Origin of the sequence: Neolewinella litorea (genome assembly GCF_004803465.1) — a bacterium.
Classification (GTDB): domain Bacteria; phylum Bacteroidota; class Bacteroidia; order Chitinophagales; family Saprospiraceae; genus Neolewinella; species Neolewinella litorea.
The window spans coordinates 59,129-73,427 of record NZ_SRSF01000009.1 but is presented as its reverse complement, the minus strand read 5'-3'; the positions used below and the strand labels follow the sequence as shown (position 1 = coordinate 73,427).

12 protein-coding genes are annotated in these 14,299 nt (G+C 60.3%); 8 read left to right on the top strand and 4 right to left on the bottom strand.

Annotated features, from left to right (window positions below):
* Positions 1–25 precede the first annotated feature (25 nt).
* Positions 26–1,276, top strand: coding sequence for a M16 family metallopeptidase (locus tag E4021_RS15240; RefSeq protein WP_136460238.1), 1,251 nt, complete (start codon positions 26–28; stop codon positions 1,274–1,276).
* Here the strand turns inward: E4021_RS15240 and E4021_RS15235 are convergent.
* Positions 1,257–3,929 carry a choice-of-anchor L domain-containing protein gene (locus E4021_RS15235; RefSeq protein WP_136460237.1) on the bottom strand — a complete coding sequence of 891 codons (2,673 nt, stop codon included), beginning with the start codon at positions 3,927–3,929 and terminating at the stop codon, positions 1,257–1,259. The genes E4021_RS15240 and E4021_RS15235 overlap by 20 nt on opposite strands.
* A 217-nt stretch (positions 3,930–4,146) precedes the next feature.
* On the opposite strand from E4021_RS15235, the gene E4021_RS15230 reads away from it, so the two are divergent.
* Positions 4,147–4,449, top strand: a complete 303-nt coding sequence (locus tag E4021_RS15230; protein WP_136460236.1) for a hypothetical protein — start codon at positions 4,147–4,149, stop codon at positions 4,447–4,449.
* Here E4021_RS15230 and E4021_RS15225 read toward each other — a convergent pair.
* The 3 genes from E4021_RS15225 to E4021_RS15215 are packed head-to-tail and all read right to left on the bottom strand — an operon-like array spanning position 4,443 to position 7,456.
* The gene (locus tag E4021_RS15225; protein ID WP_136460235.1) at positions 4,443–5,150 is read right to left on the bottom strand and encodes a response regulator transcription factor; all 708 of its coding nucleotides are present in this window, start codon (positions 5,148–5,150) and stop codon (positions 4,443–4,445) included. The two genes, E4021_RS15230 and E4021_RS15225, sit on opposite strands and share 7 nt — an antisense overlap.
* A complete protein-coding gene (locus E4021_RS15220) occupies positions 5,147–6,442 on the bottom strand; it encodes a sensor histidine kinase (RefSeq protein WP_136460234.1) in 1,296 nt (431 codons plus the stop codon). Before E4021_RS15220 ends, E4021_RS15225 begins: the two co-directional genes overlap by 4 nt.
* A gap of 42 nt (positions 6,443–6,484) precedes the next feature.
* Entirely contained in the window at positions 6,485–7,456 is a 972-nt protein-coding gene (locus E4021_RS15215) for a DUF6807 domain-containing protein (protein ID WP_136460233.1), read from the bottom strand.
* 38 nt (positions 7,457–7,494) lie between these two features.
* Here E4021_RS15215 and E4021_RS15210 point away from each other — a divergent pair, with 38 nt between their 5' ends.
* The 6 genes from E4021_RS15210 (at position 7,495) to E4021_RS15185 (ending at position 14,293) form a co-directional block, all read left to right on the top strand.
* Positions 7,495–7,851: a rhodanese-like domain-containing protein gene (locus tag E4021_RS15210; RefSeq protein WP_136460232.1), complete on the top strand. Its 357-nt coding sequence runs from the start codon at positions 7,495–7,497 to the stop codon at positions 7,849–7,851.
* Positions 7,848–8,276 (top strand): rhodanese-like domain-containing protein, encoded by a 429-nt coding sequence (locus tag E4021_RS15205; protein ID WP_246050310.1) that lies wholly within the window; start codon positions 7,848–7,850, stop codon positions 8,274–8,276. Before E4021_RS15210 ends, E4021_RS15205 begins: the two co-directional genes overlap by 4 nt.
* 69 nt (positions 8,277–8,345) lie before the next feature.
* Complete coding sequence (locus tag E4021_RS15200) at positions 8,346–8,843, top strand: DUF421 domain-containing protein (RefSeq protein WP_211097034.1); 498 nt, start codon at positions 8,346–8,348, stop codon at positions 8,841–8,843.
* A gap of 38 nt (positions 8,844–8,881) precedes the next feature.
* Positions 8,882–10,087, top strand: a complete 1,206-nt coding sequence (locus tag E4021_RS15195; RefSeq protein WP_136460230.1) for a hypothetical protein — start codon at positions 8,882–8,884, stop codon at positions 10,085–10,087.
* 148 nt (positions 10,088–10,235) lie between these two features.
* Positions 10,236–13,106 (top strand): replicative DNA helicase, encoded by a 2,871-nt coding sequence (locus tag E4021_RS15190; protein ID WP_211097033.1) that lies wholly within the window; start codon positions 10,236–10,238, stop codon positions 13,104–13,106.
* Between the two features lie 68 nt (positions 13,107–13,174).
* Positions 13,175–14,293: a helix-hairpin-helix domain-containing protein gene (locus E4021_RS15185; RefSeq protein WP_136460229.1), complete on the top strand. Its 1,119-nt coding sequence runs from the start codon at positions 13,175–13,177 to the stop codon at positions 14,291–14,293.
* Positions 14,294–14,299 lie beyond the last annotated feature (6 nt).

The following is a 14,299-nucleotide window of genomic DNA, read 5'->3' as shown; positions in this document are numbered from 1 at the left end:
ATGCCGGGCGGTTTCTTAATGGCCTATGATCGACTTTGAAAGCTATTCCCTGGACAACGGTCTTACCGTCTTGTTGCACCACGATGAGCAGCGTACCGTAGCTACCGTAAACGTCCTTTACAAGGTCGGCAGCCGCAACGATCCGCCGCACCGCACGGGCTTTGCCCACCTTTTCGAGCACCTGATGTTTGCCGGTTCGGAGAACGTGCCCAACTTCGACGATGCCCTACAGCTCGCCGGCGGCGAGAACAATGCCCTGACCAGCAGCGACTACACCCTCTACTACGATACCCTTCCGGCCGAGAACCTGGAAACGGCCCTGTGGCTGGAAAGCGACCGCATGCGGAAATTGCGGTTCAGCGAGGCGTCGCTGGCCAATGAGAAACGGATCGTGATTGAAGAGTTCCGGGAGACCTGTCTGGAGCAACCCTACGGCGACCTGTACCACCACCTCAACGGACTGATCTACAAGGAGCACCCTTACCGCTGGCCGGTAATTGGTCAGGACATCAGTCATATCCGCGGGGCGCGCCTGGGGGAGATCAAGGACTTCTACTACCGATATTATCGCCCGGACAACGCCATCCTGTGCATTGCGGGTAACTTCGACCGGGCCACTATCCGGGAGCGCATCGCCTACTGGTTCGGCAGCATCCCGCCCTCCGAACCCGATCTGCCGCGGCCCGAGATCGCCCCGGAACCGCCGCAGGAAGAATATCGCCACCTGCGGGTGACCGCGGACGTGCCGAGCCCGGTGATTTATCTGCATTTCCGGACGGTGGACCGGCTTCATCCGGATTTCCCGGCTACCGACATTCTGAGTTTCCTGCTGGGTGGCGGGCGATCCTCCCTCCTGTATCGCCGGCTCGTCCGCGATACGGAACTATTCGCCGAGGTCAGTGCCGGCGTCAACGACAACCTGGAAGCCGGCGGCATCATCGTGGAGGCGCGGCCGAGCGAGGACGTGGACTACGAAACGGCGCGCCAGGCCCTGCACGCGGCCATCGCCGAGATGGTGGAGGAGGGCATCTCACAGGAGGAACTCGACAAGGTCGTCAACCGCCTGGAGCAGCGCAACCACTACCGGGAGGCCAACATAAGCACCCGGGCCAACGAACTGATCCTTTTCGCCCTGTTGGGCCAACCCGATCTGATCAATACGGAGATGGACAGCTACCTGGCACTTACCGTCGACGACCTGAACCGCGTGGCGCGCCGCTACCTGCGCCCGGAATGCAGCGTAGAACTCGAATACCTCAGCGAGCCAGTAGCGTAGTCGTACCCATCGAGCGTCGCATTTCGCCGTCGAAGAGGCGGTACTCCGCTACCCAGACGTAGGTGCCACTGCTAGCGGGCCGGTTCCTGAACTGTCCGTCCCAACCCCGGCGGGCACTGTTGGGCGGGAACTCCATATCTGAGAAGACCAGTTCACCCCAGCGGGTGTAGATCGTAAAGGATACAATCTCGGTGACCAGGTCGGAACTGGCGAAAACGGCCATATAGTCGTTCGTGCCGTCACCATCCGGACTGAAGGCGTTGGGTACGTAGAGGGGCGAGCTGTCGTCGACCGCAATGTTGGTGGCCACGCTATCTACGCAGCCGAAAATGTCCCTCACGGTCAACTTGACCCGCTGCGAATAGGGGGTGGTGACGGTGGGATTCGGACAGGTAGCGCAGTCGAACAATTCCGCGGGTTGCCAACTGTAGGTAGCGATCTGATTAGCGGGGACCAGGTAATTGGGCTGAATCTGGACACTGCCCCCCACATCCTGGGAGAAGATGCCGGGAATCTGCACCGTCTGCCGCGAAGCCTGGGGAAAGAACAGTTGATTCTGCTCGAGTTCACAACCGTTGGCGTCGCGGATGATCAGGTCGTAGGTCTGCCCACCCACCAGTGAACTCCAGATATCCGCCGAATACGTCTGCCCGTCCACGCTGTAGGTATAGGGCGGCTGCCCCCCGGAGGCCCGCAGGCGCAGGGGCGGGACCCGCAGATCACGGCAGGTATAACTCACGGGCTGGAGCGGTTCGGGGGAAAAGAGGTCGATCGACAGGGTATCCTGGCAACCTGCGGAATCGGTAACTTCGAGCAGGTAGGTACCTGCCGTGAGGTCATCCACTGTTGGGCCCGGAACCGGCGCACCGTTGATGCGGTAGTTGTAGGGCCCGGCGGTCCGGAGATGGTTCATGGTGACCGTTCCATTGTCCACGCCGAAGCAGGTAGGATCGGTGTAGTCGGCATCCATGACCGGCTTGAACAGTTGGACCTCGGTAATTTCGTTTACGTCGGTCCCGCAGGCGGCATCGTCTACCCGAATGACCTGATAGGTACCTCCTTCGGTTACGGGCCACAGGGTAGTCGTACTATCGGGCAGCACTACCGTGCGCGGGGAGCGCCCCTCGAGTCGATAGGTAAGGGTAAAGGGACCGGTACCGGTGAGTTCGACGGGTATCTGTTCTACTTCGCCCCAGCAAGCAATCAGTTCGTTTGCCGGCAACTTAACGTTTGGCGGATCGCTGGCTTGGGTGGCGACCTCCCGGTACTGGCTCATACCGCAGGCGTCGGTGACCCGGAGACTAATGGTGTCGGACAGTGACCCGGAATATTCGGGTTCCGCTTCCGTGCTGCCGAAGCTCCAGTCGTAGGAGTAGGGTGGTACGCCACCGGATACGTCGGCGGTGAGCCGTTTGCCTACGGTGGGACAATATTGGAAGGGATCACCGAGCCCGAGTTTGAGGGTGTCCGGCTCGCGAATGATAAGTTGGACGCTGTCGCTGAAGCAGGCGCAAGGAACGTCAAGGGTGATCCAGGCGAATTCATCGCCCTCCTTGAGGGTATCCGCAAAGGCGCGGATGGGTACCTCAGCAAATGTCGCACCGGCGGGAATGGTGACCGTTCCGCTGCCGGCGGAAAAATCCAGGCTATCGGAAGCCACTGACCCTTTGGTCACGCGGTAGTTGACGTTCTGATCGCGGTCGATGTCGCTGTCCGGCCCGCGCATCACGCGCATCGTGGCCGGCGTACATCCTTCGTAGGCGATGATGGGAGCCCGCTCACCCCCGTTCTTGTCTTCCAGACTGGCGCTGGCCCCGAGATCGAAACTGCCGGCTTCGAGGAAAACGGCGGAATCCAGGTCAGAGTCATTTACGTCGGCCACCAGAAGGCGAATGTGGTAGGTTTCGCATACCTGCAGTTTCAGGGTGGCGGTGAGGATGACGGTCTGCCCGTCGTATTCGATGCTCTGGAAGCGGGGCCCGTTGGTGGTTCCGCCGCCGCAGTTGGCCTCCTGGCGGGTTTTGACCGATTCGTTGTCCAGGTAGTATTGCTTGTTGACCTGGTAGTTGACGTTGTTAATCGAGACGGGCCGCCTGGTACCGGGAATCAGGGCTACGTTCTCGGCGCCGTTGCTGTAGGGGCCGTTAAAGCCGGGCCCGCTGATGAAGAATCCGAAGATGTCGTTGAAGGCGGCACCGACGAATTCGCAGTACTCTTCGGAGGCGAAGACGTAGCGGAAGGTCACCTCCGATTCCAGGGGTACGAAATCGAATTCCAGGCCGCTATGATCAAAAACGCCCTGATTGGCAATGAGGTCCAGGTCGGGATCGGGGGTGGGGCCGCTGAGTTTCGAGCCGGTGTTGGTGGCCTTGTTGGGGCCTACGGCGTCCTTCACCTTACCGGTAGAGAGGATGATGCCCCGGTTGAAACCAACCACATCCTCCGATCCGGAAAAGTAGCCGATACCCGAGGGGTTGGTACCGATCTGCCGGATGTTGAAGATCGTCTGGCACCGGTCGTTGGCGAATACTTCCCGTACTAGTCGCTCCGCGTCGTAGTTCGGATCGACCTGTATCGAGGGTGCAGCCGACTGGGCGAGGAGTCCCGCCGCCGCCCAGCAAAGCGCCGTAAAAAAGAAAAATCGTAAACCCATTTAGGTTTTATCTGGTCAAAGGGACAGGCTGGGAGACAGGTGCTTTCACTATAAAGTGTCCGTAAGTAAGCATTAGTTCGGACCGCGACCAACTATATTTGTAAAGTAAGTGGGGTAAAGGTAGAACCGTCGGGATGCCTACTTAATTGTCTGTCGCAACGCATATTAAGAGTTCGGATCACCGCAACTTCCCTGCTTTCAAGTTGTGTTCAATGTCATGTTCGTAGTCCTAATTACCATCGTAATCGCCCTGTTCCTGGCGATGCTGTTCGTGAACCTGTACTTCCGGGCTAAAGTTTTGCGGGCCTACCGGGAACTGGTGCGGACCGACGTCGATTTCACCGCCGCCCAGATCCTCAGTCAGCGGCGTATGGAGGAAGAGATCGTGACCGCCTACCCCGTCCACGCCGCGGCCATCCGTGATTTCGGCAATTACCTGCGGCGCAGTATTCGCATGGCTACGGTCCTGCTGGTGCTGATCACCCTCTTTGGTGGCATACTGATGTACTACCGTCACTGATCGGCCACCGTCAGGGTGAATCCCACCCCGTGGATGTTCTCGATCTTCAGGCGGGGGTCCTGGCGCAGGTATTTGCGCAGCCGGCTGACGAATACGTCCAGGCTGCGGCCCAGGAAATAATCGTTTTCTCCCCAGATGCGCTCCAGGATTTCCCCGCGTTCCAGCACCTTTTCCCGGTTGGTGCTCAGGAGTTGCAATAACTCAGCCTCCCGCTGGGTAAGGCGGCGCGTTTCGCCGGTGGGCCGGTGGGTGAGCAGCAGCTGGTCCATATCGAAGCGGTAGTCCCCCAGACAATCGGGATCGAAGGATGGGGAGGCCGGCCTTATCCGGTTGCGGCGGAGGAAGACTTCGATCTTGAGGATCAGTTCCTCGATGCTGAACGGTTTGGTGATGTAGTCGTCGGCGCCGAGGCGTAGTCCGTGCAGGCGGTCTTCCTTGAGGCTTTTGGCGGTGAGGAACAGGATGGGAACATCCCGGTTTTGGTCCCGGATCAGGCGGGCAAGCGTGAAGCCGTCCGTGCCCGGGAGCATCACGTCGAGGAGACAGAGGTCAAAGTCGAGTTCCCCGGCGGCGATACGTTGGGCGGCCTGCTGTCCGTCGGCCAGGTGCACCACCTCAAAACCGCTCAGTTCGAGGTTGTCGCGGGTGACGAATCCCAGGCTTTCGTCGTCTTCCACGTATAGCAGGCGGGCTTTACTCACGCGGGTACGGCTTCGGGGGAGGTGGATAGTGGCAGGCGCAGGTGCAAGGTCGTCCCACGGCCCGGCTTGCTCTCCACGCGAATGTCCCAGCGGTGTGCCCGGCAGATCTGGGCGACGTAGTAGAGCCCCAGTCCGAAACCCTTGACGTCGTGGACGTCGCCGGTCGGTACCCGGTAGAACTTCTCGAACAGCCGATCCTGGTGTTCCGGGGCAATGCCGGGCCCGTTGTCGCTCACGGCCAGGTGAAGGTGGTCGTGGGCCACGCGGCCGATCACGGCAATGCGGGGGGAGGGGCCGCCGTACTTGACGGCGTTGTCCAGTAGGTTGTGCAGGATATTGGCCAGGTGGAGGGGGTCGGCGTACAGGGGCAGCGGCCGCTCCGGCAGCTGCCAGGTAAGGTGGCCGTCGCGTTCCTCGGTGCGGGCCCGGGCGCTGCTGAGCAAGGGCGGGAGGATTTCCTGTAAATCGATCCGCTCGCGTTTGATATTGAAATCCCCCTTTTCAATGCTGGCGATCTGGAGCACCTTTTCCACCTGCCCGTTAAGGCGCTCGTATTGCTCGTGGATCAAGCGGGCGTAGCGCGACAGGCGGGCATCGCGGGCGACGCGCTCGTCCCGTGCCAGCACCGTGGCGGCAATGCGGATGGTAGAGAGGGGCGTTTTGAACTCGTGCGTCATGTTGTCGATGAACTCCTTCTGCATGGTGGCGAGCCGCCGCTGCCGCAGGATGACCACCAGGGAATAGGAGAAGAAGGCCACCGTAAGGATGAGGATGACCGACAGGAATACCACCAGTTGCATCTTCTGCCAGATGTAACCGATGCGGGTGGGGAACTTGACGCCGAAGTAGTAGAGCAGGTTCTCGTCGGGCGGCAGGTTACCGGCCCTGGCCGCGGGGGGGCGGGGTTCGGAATCGGCGAAACAGTAGCCGCCGTAGGCCATCTCGTTCGTCGAGCAGTCGAAAATGGCGTACTCGAAGTCGATGTCCAGATTCAGCCGCTGCAGCTCCTGCTGCATGAGAAATTCCAGGCGCTGGGCGTCAATCTCGCTTTCGGTATTGACGATGAAGTAGTTGCTGCTGCGCTGCCGAACGATGTCCCGCTTGGGCAGGCTGGTGTTGTTCTCCGCGGCCAGCTGCCGGGCCACGCCGTAAAGGGCCAGTTGGGCTTTTTGGCTGAACTCGGTATCGTTCAGGTTCCAGGTGGTGGCTACCCAATACGTTTGCATACCAACGATGCCCAGGATGGCCACGGTGCCGAGAAGAATGACCCGCCTTAGTACCTGCTCGTGCATGATTGCATTGTTAACAAAGCGGGAGCGAAAGGGATGACACCCCTAAGGCTCGTGCGCCGCGAAGGTGTGCCAGGAGAAGGTGGAAAGAACCTCCGGATCAGGCTCGCCATCAAAGACTACGAAGCGGTAACGCGCCACGTAGGTCTGCCCGGGCGGAAGGGCGAACCCTTCGTCCACCACCGGGCTTACCGAAAGGTAGGGCATATCCGGGTGGACACGCACAAATTGCGGTGCCCGAAAATTGTCCGGGTGGGGGAATACCGCCAGTCCGCCCGTCCCGCCCCCGTCCCTGGCGGATAGCGGTCCGTAGATCGCGACCCAGTCGGGCCGTGTGTGGTTGGCGGCCTCCCGGTCGAGCCCCTCGCTGGTCAGGAAGCGTGCTTCGCCGGTAAATGCCACACTGTCCGACGCGTACCATGCGGCGCTGCCGCGCACACCGAGTCCGCCGTAAGTGTACTTTTCTAGGTATAGGGTATCGTTGGTCACGTTGGTCTGGGCGCTGCGAAGGTCCCAGACATAGGGATCGCCGTGATCGTAGACCCGCACGCGCCAGTCCTCGCTGAGGACCGGGCCGTCGCGCAAGCTCACCTGCTCCAGTCTCGTGCGGAAGCCGGCCACCCCCGCCGAGTCGTAGGTTTCGAGGAGCTCGGCGTGGCGGACGGTACCCGTTTCCTTGTGCTGGTTCCAGAAGTCCACGGCCTCACCCCGGAAAGTGGTGCCGGTCCAGGCCGTGAAGATACCATGCTGGTGGGTATGACCAAGGGGGAAATCGTCGGTGACCATCCGTCCGGCGGGGGTATACACGGGATGGATGAAGCCACTGCGGGCGTAGTGTTCTTCCTCTCCCGCGGGGAGCTGGGTAGCGGTGGCGTAGCTGAGTACGGGCCTGTCGTTGACGCGGATGGTTACTTCCCCTTCGGGGGTAGTGAGGGAGATCCGGTCCGGCTCCCGCGAGGTTCCGCAGGCCGCCCACCAAAAGATACTGGCCAATGCCAACCCGGTCGCTGTTCTCATCCGTTATCTTTACAACTTCGCACTAAAATACCATCCCTATGGAAGATGTCCCGCCGCCGTCCTGCCCCATTCCCCGCTGGCAGCTGCTTAAGCAGGAACTCAAGAACGTGGGTCCGGAGGAATTCGACCGTCTGCGCGCCGCGGCCGAGCCGGGTACGGTGATCGACGTGCGCAACGCCCGGGAATTCGCCGAATTCCACCTGGAGGGGGCCCGGAACATCAACTACCTGGGATCCGACTTCCTGGAACAGATGGAAGCCCTGGACCCCGACAAAACCTACCTCGTCTACTGCCGCAGCGGACGGCGCAGCGTACGTGCCTGCACCCTGATGAAGAACGCCGGACTCAAGAACCTCATCCACCTCGACGGTGGCATCAACGCCTACACCCCATGAAATACCTACCGATGCTGCTGGCAGTTGCCCTGCTGGCCTGCGGACCCGAGACCGACACCGCGACCACGCCGCCGCCATCCGCAGCGGAAAATGCCGTTGCGCCCGTGGCCCCGGCACCCGCGCCCGCGCACGAAAACCTTTCACCGGCGGAATTTGCGGAAAAGATGAAGGGGGAGAACGTGGTGGTACTGGACGTGCGGACGCCCGGAGAAATCCGCGACGGCAAGATCGACGGGGCACTGGAACTTGACTTTCGCGACCCGCAGTTCGCGACGAAGTTGGCGGAACTCGACCGCGACCCGACCTACCTAGTGTACTGCGCCGTCGGTGGCCGCAGCAACCAGGCCTGCGAGCTCATGACCGAGGCCGGCTTCCAGAAGGTGTACAACCTAGACGGCGGCTATACCGCGTGGGCGGGGCGGTAAACAAACATTTGCCGCGGGGGCCTGCTTAGCAAAGGAAACTTCCGCATGGAAAACTGGCTAACTGCTCCTATGTCGACACTACTGGAGACGGTAGCGAGCGTCTTCATCTTTTTCTCCATCGTGATCGTGATCGTTCGCCTCTCGGGGCTGCGCACCTTTGCGAAGATGAGCAGCTTTGACTTTGCGTCGACCATCGCTATGGGCACGGTGATCGCCTCGGTAGTCATGAACGGGGGGCAATCCATACTCAAGGGCGCGATCGCCTTCGGTACGATCGCCTTTTTCCAGCAGGTGTATGCCAAGCTGAAGCTTCACTATCCCACCGTGCAGGACGTGGCGGAAAACGAACCCACCCTCTTGATGGACGGGCCGGAATTTCTCGTTGAGAACATGCGCAAGACCAACGTGAGCCGCTCGGAGATCATCGCCAAACTGCGGGAGGCCAACGTGATCACCATGAGCCAGGTGCGGGCCGTGGTACTGGAAACGACGGGGGACATATCGGTGCTCCACGCCGACGACGGTACCCGCTTGGAAGAGGTCTTGCTCGAAGGCGTCGTCCGGTAGGGGAAGGCATAACTCCCTGCCTTGCTACCTTTGCGCGCATGGCGGACTACCGAATAGAGGAGAACAGAAACTGGAAAGACTGGCACGGCGTACTCGACACCGTCTACGCCGGCAACCGGCAGTACGTCTACCCCCTGCGCAGCGACATTGAAGGCATCCTGGGCGAGAAAAATTCCGCCTACCGGGGCGACAACCTCATGCGATGGGTGGTAAAGGACGGCAAACGCCCCGTGGGCCGCATCGCCGCCTTCGTGGATACGGAAAGGAACCAGCAACTCGAACTGCCGGCGGGCGGTATCGGCTTTTTTGAGTCGGTGGAGGATGCCGCAGTGGCCCGGCAACTGTTCGCGGTAGCGGAAGATTGGCTGCGCGCCCGCGGTATGCAGGCCGTTGACGGTCCCATCAACTTCGGGGAGCGCGACAAGTTCTGGGGACTGCTGGTGCGGGGGTGGTACCGGCCGATCTACCAGGAAACTTACAACCCGCCCTACTACCAAAGTTTCTTCGAGGAAGCCGGTTACCAGCCCCACGAGCAGTGCCTGACAATGCGGGGCGTGGTATCGGAATTCCCCGGCGAACGGCTCGGCAAACTGGCCGCCCGCGTGCGGGAACGCTACGGGCTCTACACCGAGCAGATCCAGGCCAACAACCTGCGCAAGGGGGCCGACGACTTTGCCGAGGCCTACAACGCCGCCTTTAACCACTGGCCCTACTTCAAGCCGCTGACGGGCGACGACATCTACCCCACCTTCCAGCAGATGAAGCCCATCATGGACCCCCACCTGACCTGCATCGCCTACAACCGCGAAGGACGGCCCATCGGGCTGGCGGGGCTGATCCCCGACATCAACTGTTTCCTGCAGGGACTCAAGGGGCGCCTCAACTGGGTCGGGATGCCCAAATTTCTCTACCGCCTGAAGTTCCAGAAGCACCCGCGCAACTGCAAGGGCATCGCTTTCGGCATCGCGAAGGACTACCAGCGGCAGGGCGTGTACCCGCTCATGGTCGACGCCATGTTCCAGAGCGGCGACCGCCACACGAGCCGCACCTACCGCTACGTGGATATGGCCACCATCCGGGGGCACAACAAGCTGATGGTGGACACCTGTCGGCAAATGAACACCGACATCCACCGCGTGCATCTGGCCTACCGCAAGGCACTGGTGCCCGGGGCAAGCTGGGAGCCGTTTGAAATGATGGACGTCAGCGAGGTGCCCGCGGGCGAATACGGCGTAAGCCAATAAGGATAAGCGGGGCACCCGACCAGAAAAAGTCCCCAATTTGGCGGACCAGAAATGTGCATAACGGGGAACGTTATCCACAGGACAATTTGGTTCTCCACAGTGTTATCAACAACAAATTGTTAGAAAAAGGGAGTACCTTTGGGATAAGATGGCGAAGGATAAAAAATACGAACGCAGGAGCAACGGCAACGGCAGCACGGCCCTGGCTTACAACAGTCGCAGCCGACTGGAGGAAGCAAACCTGCCCGCTTACAGCAAACTTCCGCCCCAGGCTCCGGACCTGGAGGAGGCGATCCTGTCCGCCATCCTGATTGAGAAGGAAGCGATGACCAAGGTGCTGGACATCATCTCGCCGGAGTCGTTCTACAAGCCCGCGCACCAGGCGATCTACCGCAGCATGCGCCGCCTCTTCGAGCGCAGCCAGCCCATCGACCTGCTGATGGTTATGGAGGACCTGCGCAAGCACGAGGAGCTGGAAGTAGTGGGTGGCGCCGCCTACCTGGCCCAGCTTACGAGCAAGGTGACCAGCTCGGCCAACATCGAGTACCACGCCCGCATCGTTACCGAGAAATTCATCCAGCGGGAGCTGATCCGCACCAGCACGGAGATTATCCGCGATGCCTACGAAGACAGCACCGACGTGCTCGACCTGCTCGACAAGGCCGGCAACTACGTCTTCGAGATCACCGAGCGTAACATGGGCAAGCAGGTAGCCGATATGGGCACCCTGGCCAACCAGTTGCTCGATCAGCTGACCATGCTGCGCGAAAAGGAGGACGGGCTCACTGGTATCCCGACGGGCTTCACCGACCTTGACCGCCTTACCTCGGGACTGCAACCCTCCGACCTCATCATCGTAGCGGCCCGCCCGGCCATGGGCAAGACGAGTTTTGTACTTTCCATGGCCCGTAATGCGGCCGCCGAATACGGACACGGCGTCGCCGTGTTCAGCCTGGAGATGAGCGCCGCCCAGTTGGCCGGCCGGATCTTCAGCCAGGACGCCGAGGTGAACGGCCAGAAGATGCGCAACGGCAAGTTCACCGATGACGAGTGGACCCGCCTGGTCAACGCCATGAACCACATCGGCGAGGCCCCTATCTACATCGACGACACCCCGGGCATCAACGTCTTCGAATTGCGGGCCAAGTGCCGCCGCCTCAAGCTCGAAAAGGGGATCAGTATGGTGATCATCGACTACCTGCAGCTAATGTCGGGCAGCGGAGAGGCCAACAAGGGCGGCAACCGCGAACAGGAAGTATCGGCCATCAGCCGCTCGCTGAAGGGCCTGGCCAAGGAACTGGAAGTGCCCGTTATCGCCCTTTCGCAGCTGAGCCGGGCGGTGGAAACCCGGGGCGGCGACAAGCGGCCACAGCTCAGTGACTTGCGGGAATCGGGATGTCTCACCGGAGATTCACTGGTTACCCTCGCCGGAGACGGGCGCCGCGTGCCCATTCGGCAGTTGGTCGAACAGTATCCCCGCGGCGGCTTTCGTGTCTGGGCCACCGACGACAACTACAAGTTGGTGCCCAGCATGGTCAGCGCCGCTTTCAGCACCGGAAGAAAACAGGCTTACCGCCTCACTACCCGGTTGGGCCGGACCATCAAGGCCACGGCCAACCACAAATTCCTCACCGTTGACGGCTGGAAGCGATTGGATGAACTTACTACGGGAGAACACTTGGCTACACCACGCTGTGTCCCTAATGTTGAGGGTAACCGCAATTTGATGTCGGACGACGAGTTAGCACTATTGGGCCACCTGATCGGCGACGGTTGTACGTTGCCCAACCATTCCGTTCAGTACACTACACGGGAGAGGGATCTAGCTGATACGGTTGCGGATCTGACTTCCCGTTGTTTCGGGAATAAGATTCGTCCCCGGGTGAAACTTGAATCGTCGGCCGCTTCAGGCTCCCGTTGGTACCAAGTGTACCTTACCTCGACCCGGAACCATACACATGGTGTACGAAATGCCGTGGCGGAATGGCTTGACAAAATGGGAATTTGGGGTCTTCGATCATACGAAAAGTTCGTTCCCGACTCGGTATTCCAAACCGGCAAGGATCAACAGGGTCGTTTCCTGCGCCACTTGTGGGCAACGGACGGCTGCGTAAAAATGGTAGGGGGTAAGCGTCCCTACCCCGGAGTATACTATGCCACCAGCAGTACGCGACTGGCTAATGACGTCCAGCATTTGTTACTGTCGATGGGGATCACTGCCAAAATACAGGTTGTTCCCCAACCCGAAAAGGGACGTGACCAGTACCACGTGATCGTTACCGGGAAGTCCAATATCCTGAAATTTTGCGACCGGATAGGTGCCGTAGGTGCCTATAAAATGGCAGCGTTAGAAGAGATACGCGCTTATATGGAAGCGCGGGAAGAAAATACCAACCGCGACGTCATTCCGAAATCAGTCTGGCAAACAATTGTTAAGCGAGATCTAGATCTTTACGGCATCCCTACCCGACGCTTACAGTCAGCACTGGGTATGCAATACTGTGGAACAGCGCTCTATAAATCTAATCTTAGTCGGGATAGGGCTTTGGCCGTAGCCACCGCTGCCAACAGCTATTCCCTGGCCCAATTATCGGGCAGTGACATCTACTGGGATCAAATCGCTTCCATCGAGGCAGCCGGTATGGAAGAGGTATTTGATTTGACCGTGCCGGGCCCCCACAACTTTGTAGCCAATGACGTGGTGGTTCACAATAGCATAGAGCAAGACGCGGATATGGTCATGTTCCTCTACCGCCCCGAGTACTACAAGATTACCGAAGACGAGCAAGGCAACAGCCTCGCGGGTGTTGCCGAGGTGATCATCGGGAAAAACCGCCACGGTGAGGCCCGCGATATCCGGTTGCGGTTCGACAGTGATTTTGCCCGCTTCAGCGATCTGGACGACCCGGACTTCGACCTTCTACCGTCCAACGCCATCACCGGCGGTCAGCCCCAACAACCCTACGGAGGCGGTACCCTGCCGAGCAAGATGAATACCGACGACGATATTCCTTTCTAGCATTTGCGCGGCAATAGGAAGGTAGGACTGGAGTATGGTATCTTTCCCGGGCACCATCCCCACCCGCCATGCAGTTGATCAACGACTTCGTCGAGTACCTGGCCACGCTTACCACGCAGTACCTGCTGATCTTTGCGATCCTCGGACTGCTCCTTTTTACCCTCGGATTACTGGTCGGCTGGCTGATCCAGCGCCGGCAAACCGGGCGGCTGCGGCACCAGCTCCGGCAGTCGGATAAGGAAAAGGACTCCCTGCAGCACCGCCTTACCTCGACCGACGAAGAGCAGAAATCCCTAGCCCGCGAACTGGTCAGCATAACCTCGGAAAAGGACGAGATTCTCGTGCAACAACGGGAGTTCCGCAAGAATCTCGACGGCATCAGCAACGAACTACGCAAACTCCGCGCCAGCAACGAGCAACTCAACGCCACCAACCAAAGCTACGCCTCCACCATCGAGGACCTCAACGACCAGATCATCGGCCTCAAGACCCGTAACGAGCAATTGTTGCGCGGGGACGCAGGTGCCGGTGAACGCCGCGAAGCCGGGGCCGGTGGCAACCCCGAACTGGAACAACGGCTGCGGGCCCTCGAAGACCGCGTGGCACGGCTCAGTCCCGACCAACCCGAACCGGTGGTCGACCTCGGGAAACCCACCCACGAGGTCCGCATCGGTGAATCGTACCGGGAAGTGAACCAGCGGCGCGACGACCTGACCCGAATCCGCACTATTGGCCCCTTCAACCAGTCGAAACTGTACGAGGCAGGCGTGTACACCTTTGAGCAGATCGCCGACTGGGACGACGAAGACCTTGAATCCTACGCCGCGCGAATCGGTTACGTAGCCCAGCTGATGCGCGAGGAAGACTGGATCGGGCAGGCCCGTAAACTCGCCGACGACCGGCAGCGCCACCCCGAACAACCGGCCGAGCCACGGCACCCGGAGGGATTACGCGCGGTCGAGGGGATCGGCCCGGAAATTGAAACGGTACTGAAGGAAGCCGGGATCCACGACCTGACCACGCTGGCCGAAACCCCGGTGGACGAACTGGAAGCTATGCTGCAGCAGGCCGGCAGTCGCTTTGCCATGCACGACCCCGGCAGCTGGCCACGACAGGCGGCACTGGCCGCCGCCGGAAAGTGGGACGACCTGCAGCGCCTGCAGGTGGAACTGCACGCAGGGAAATAAGGGATT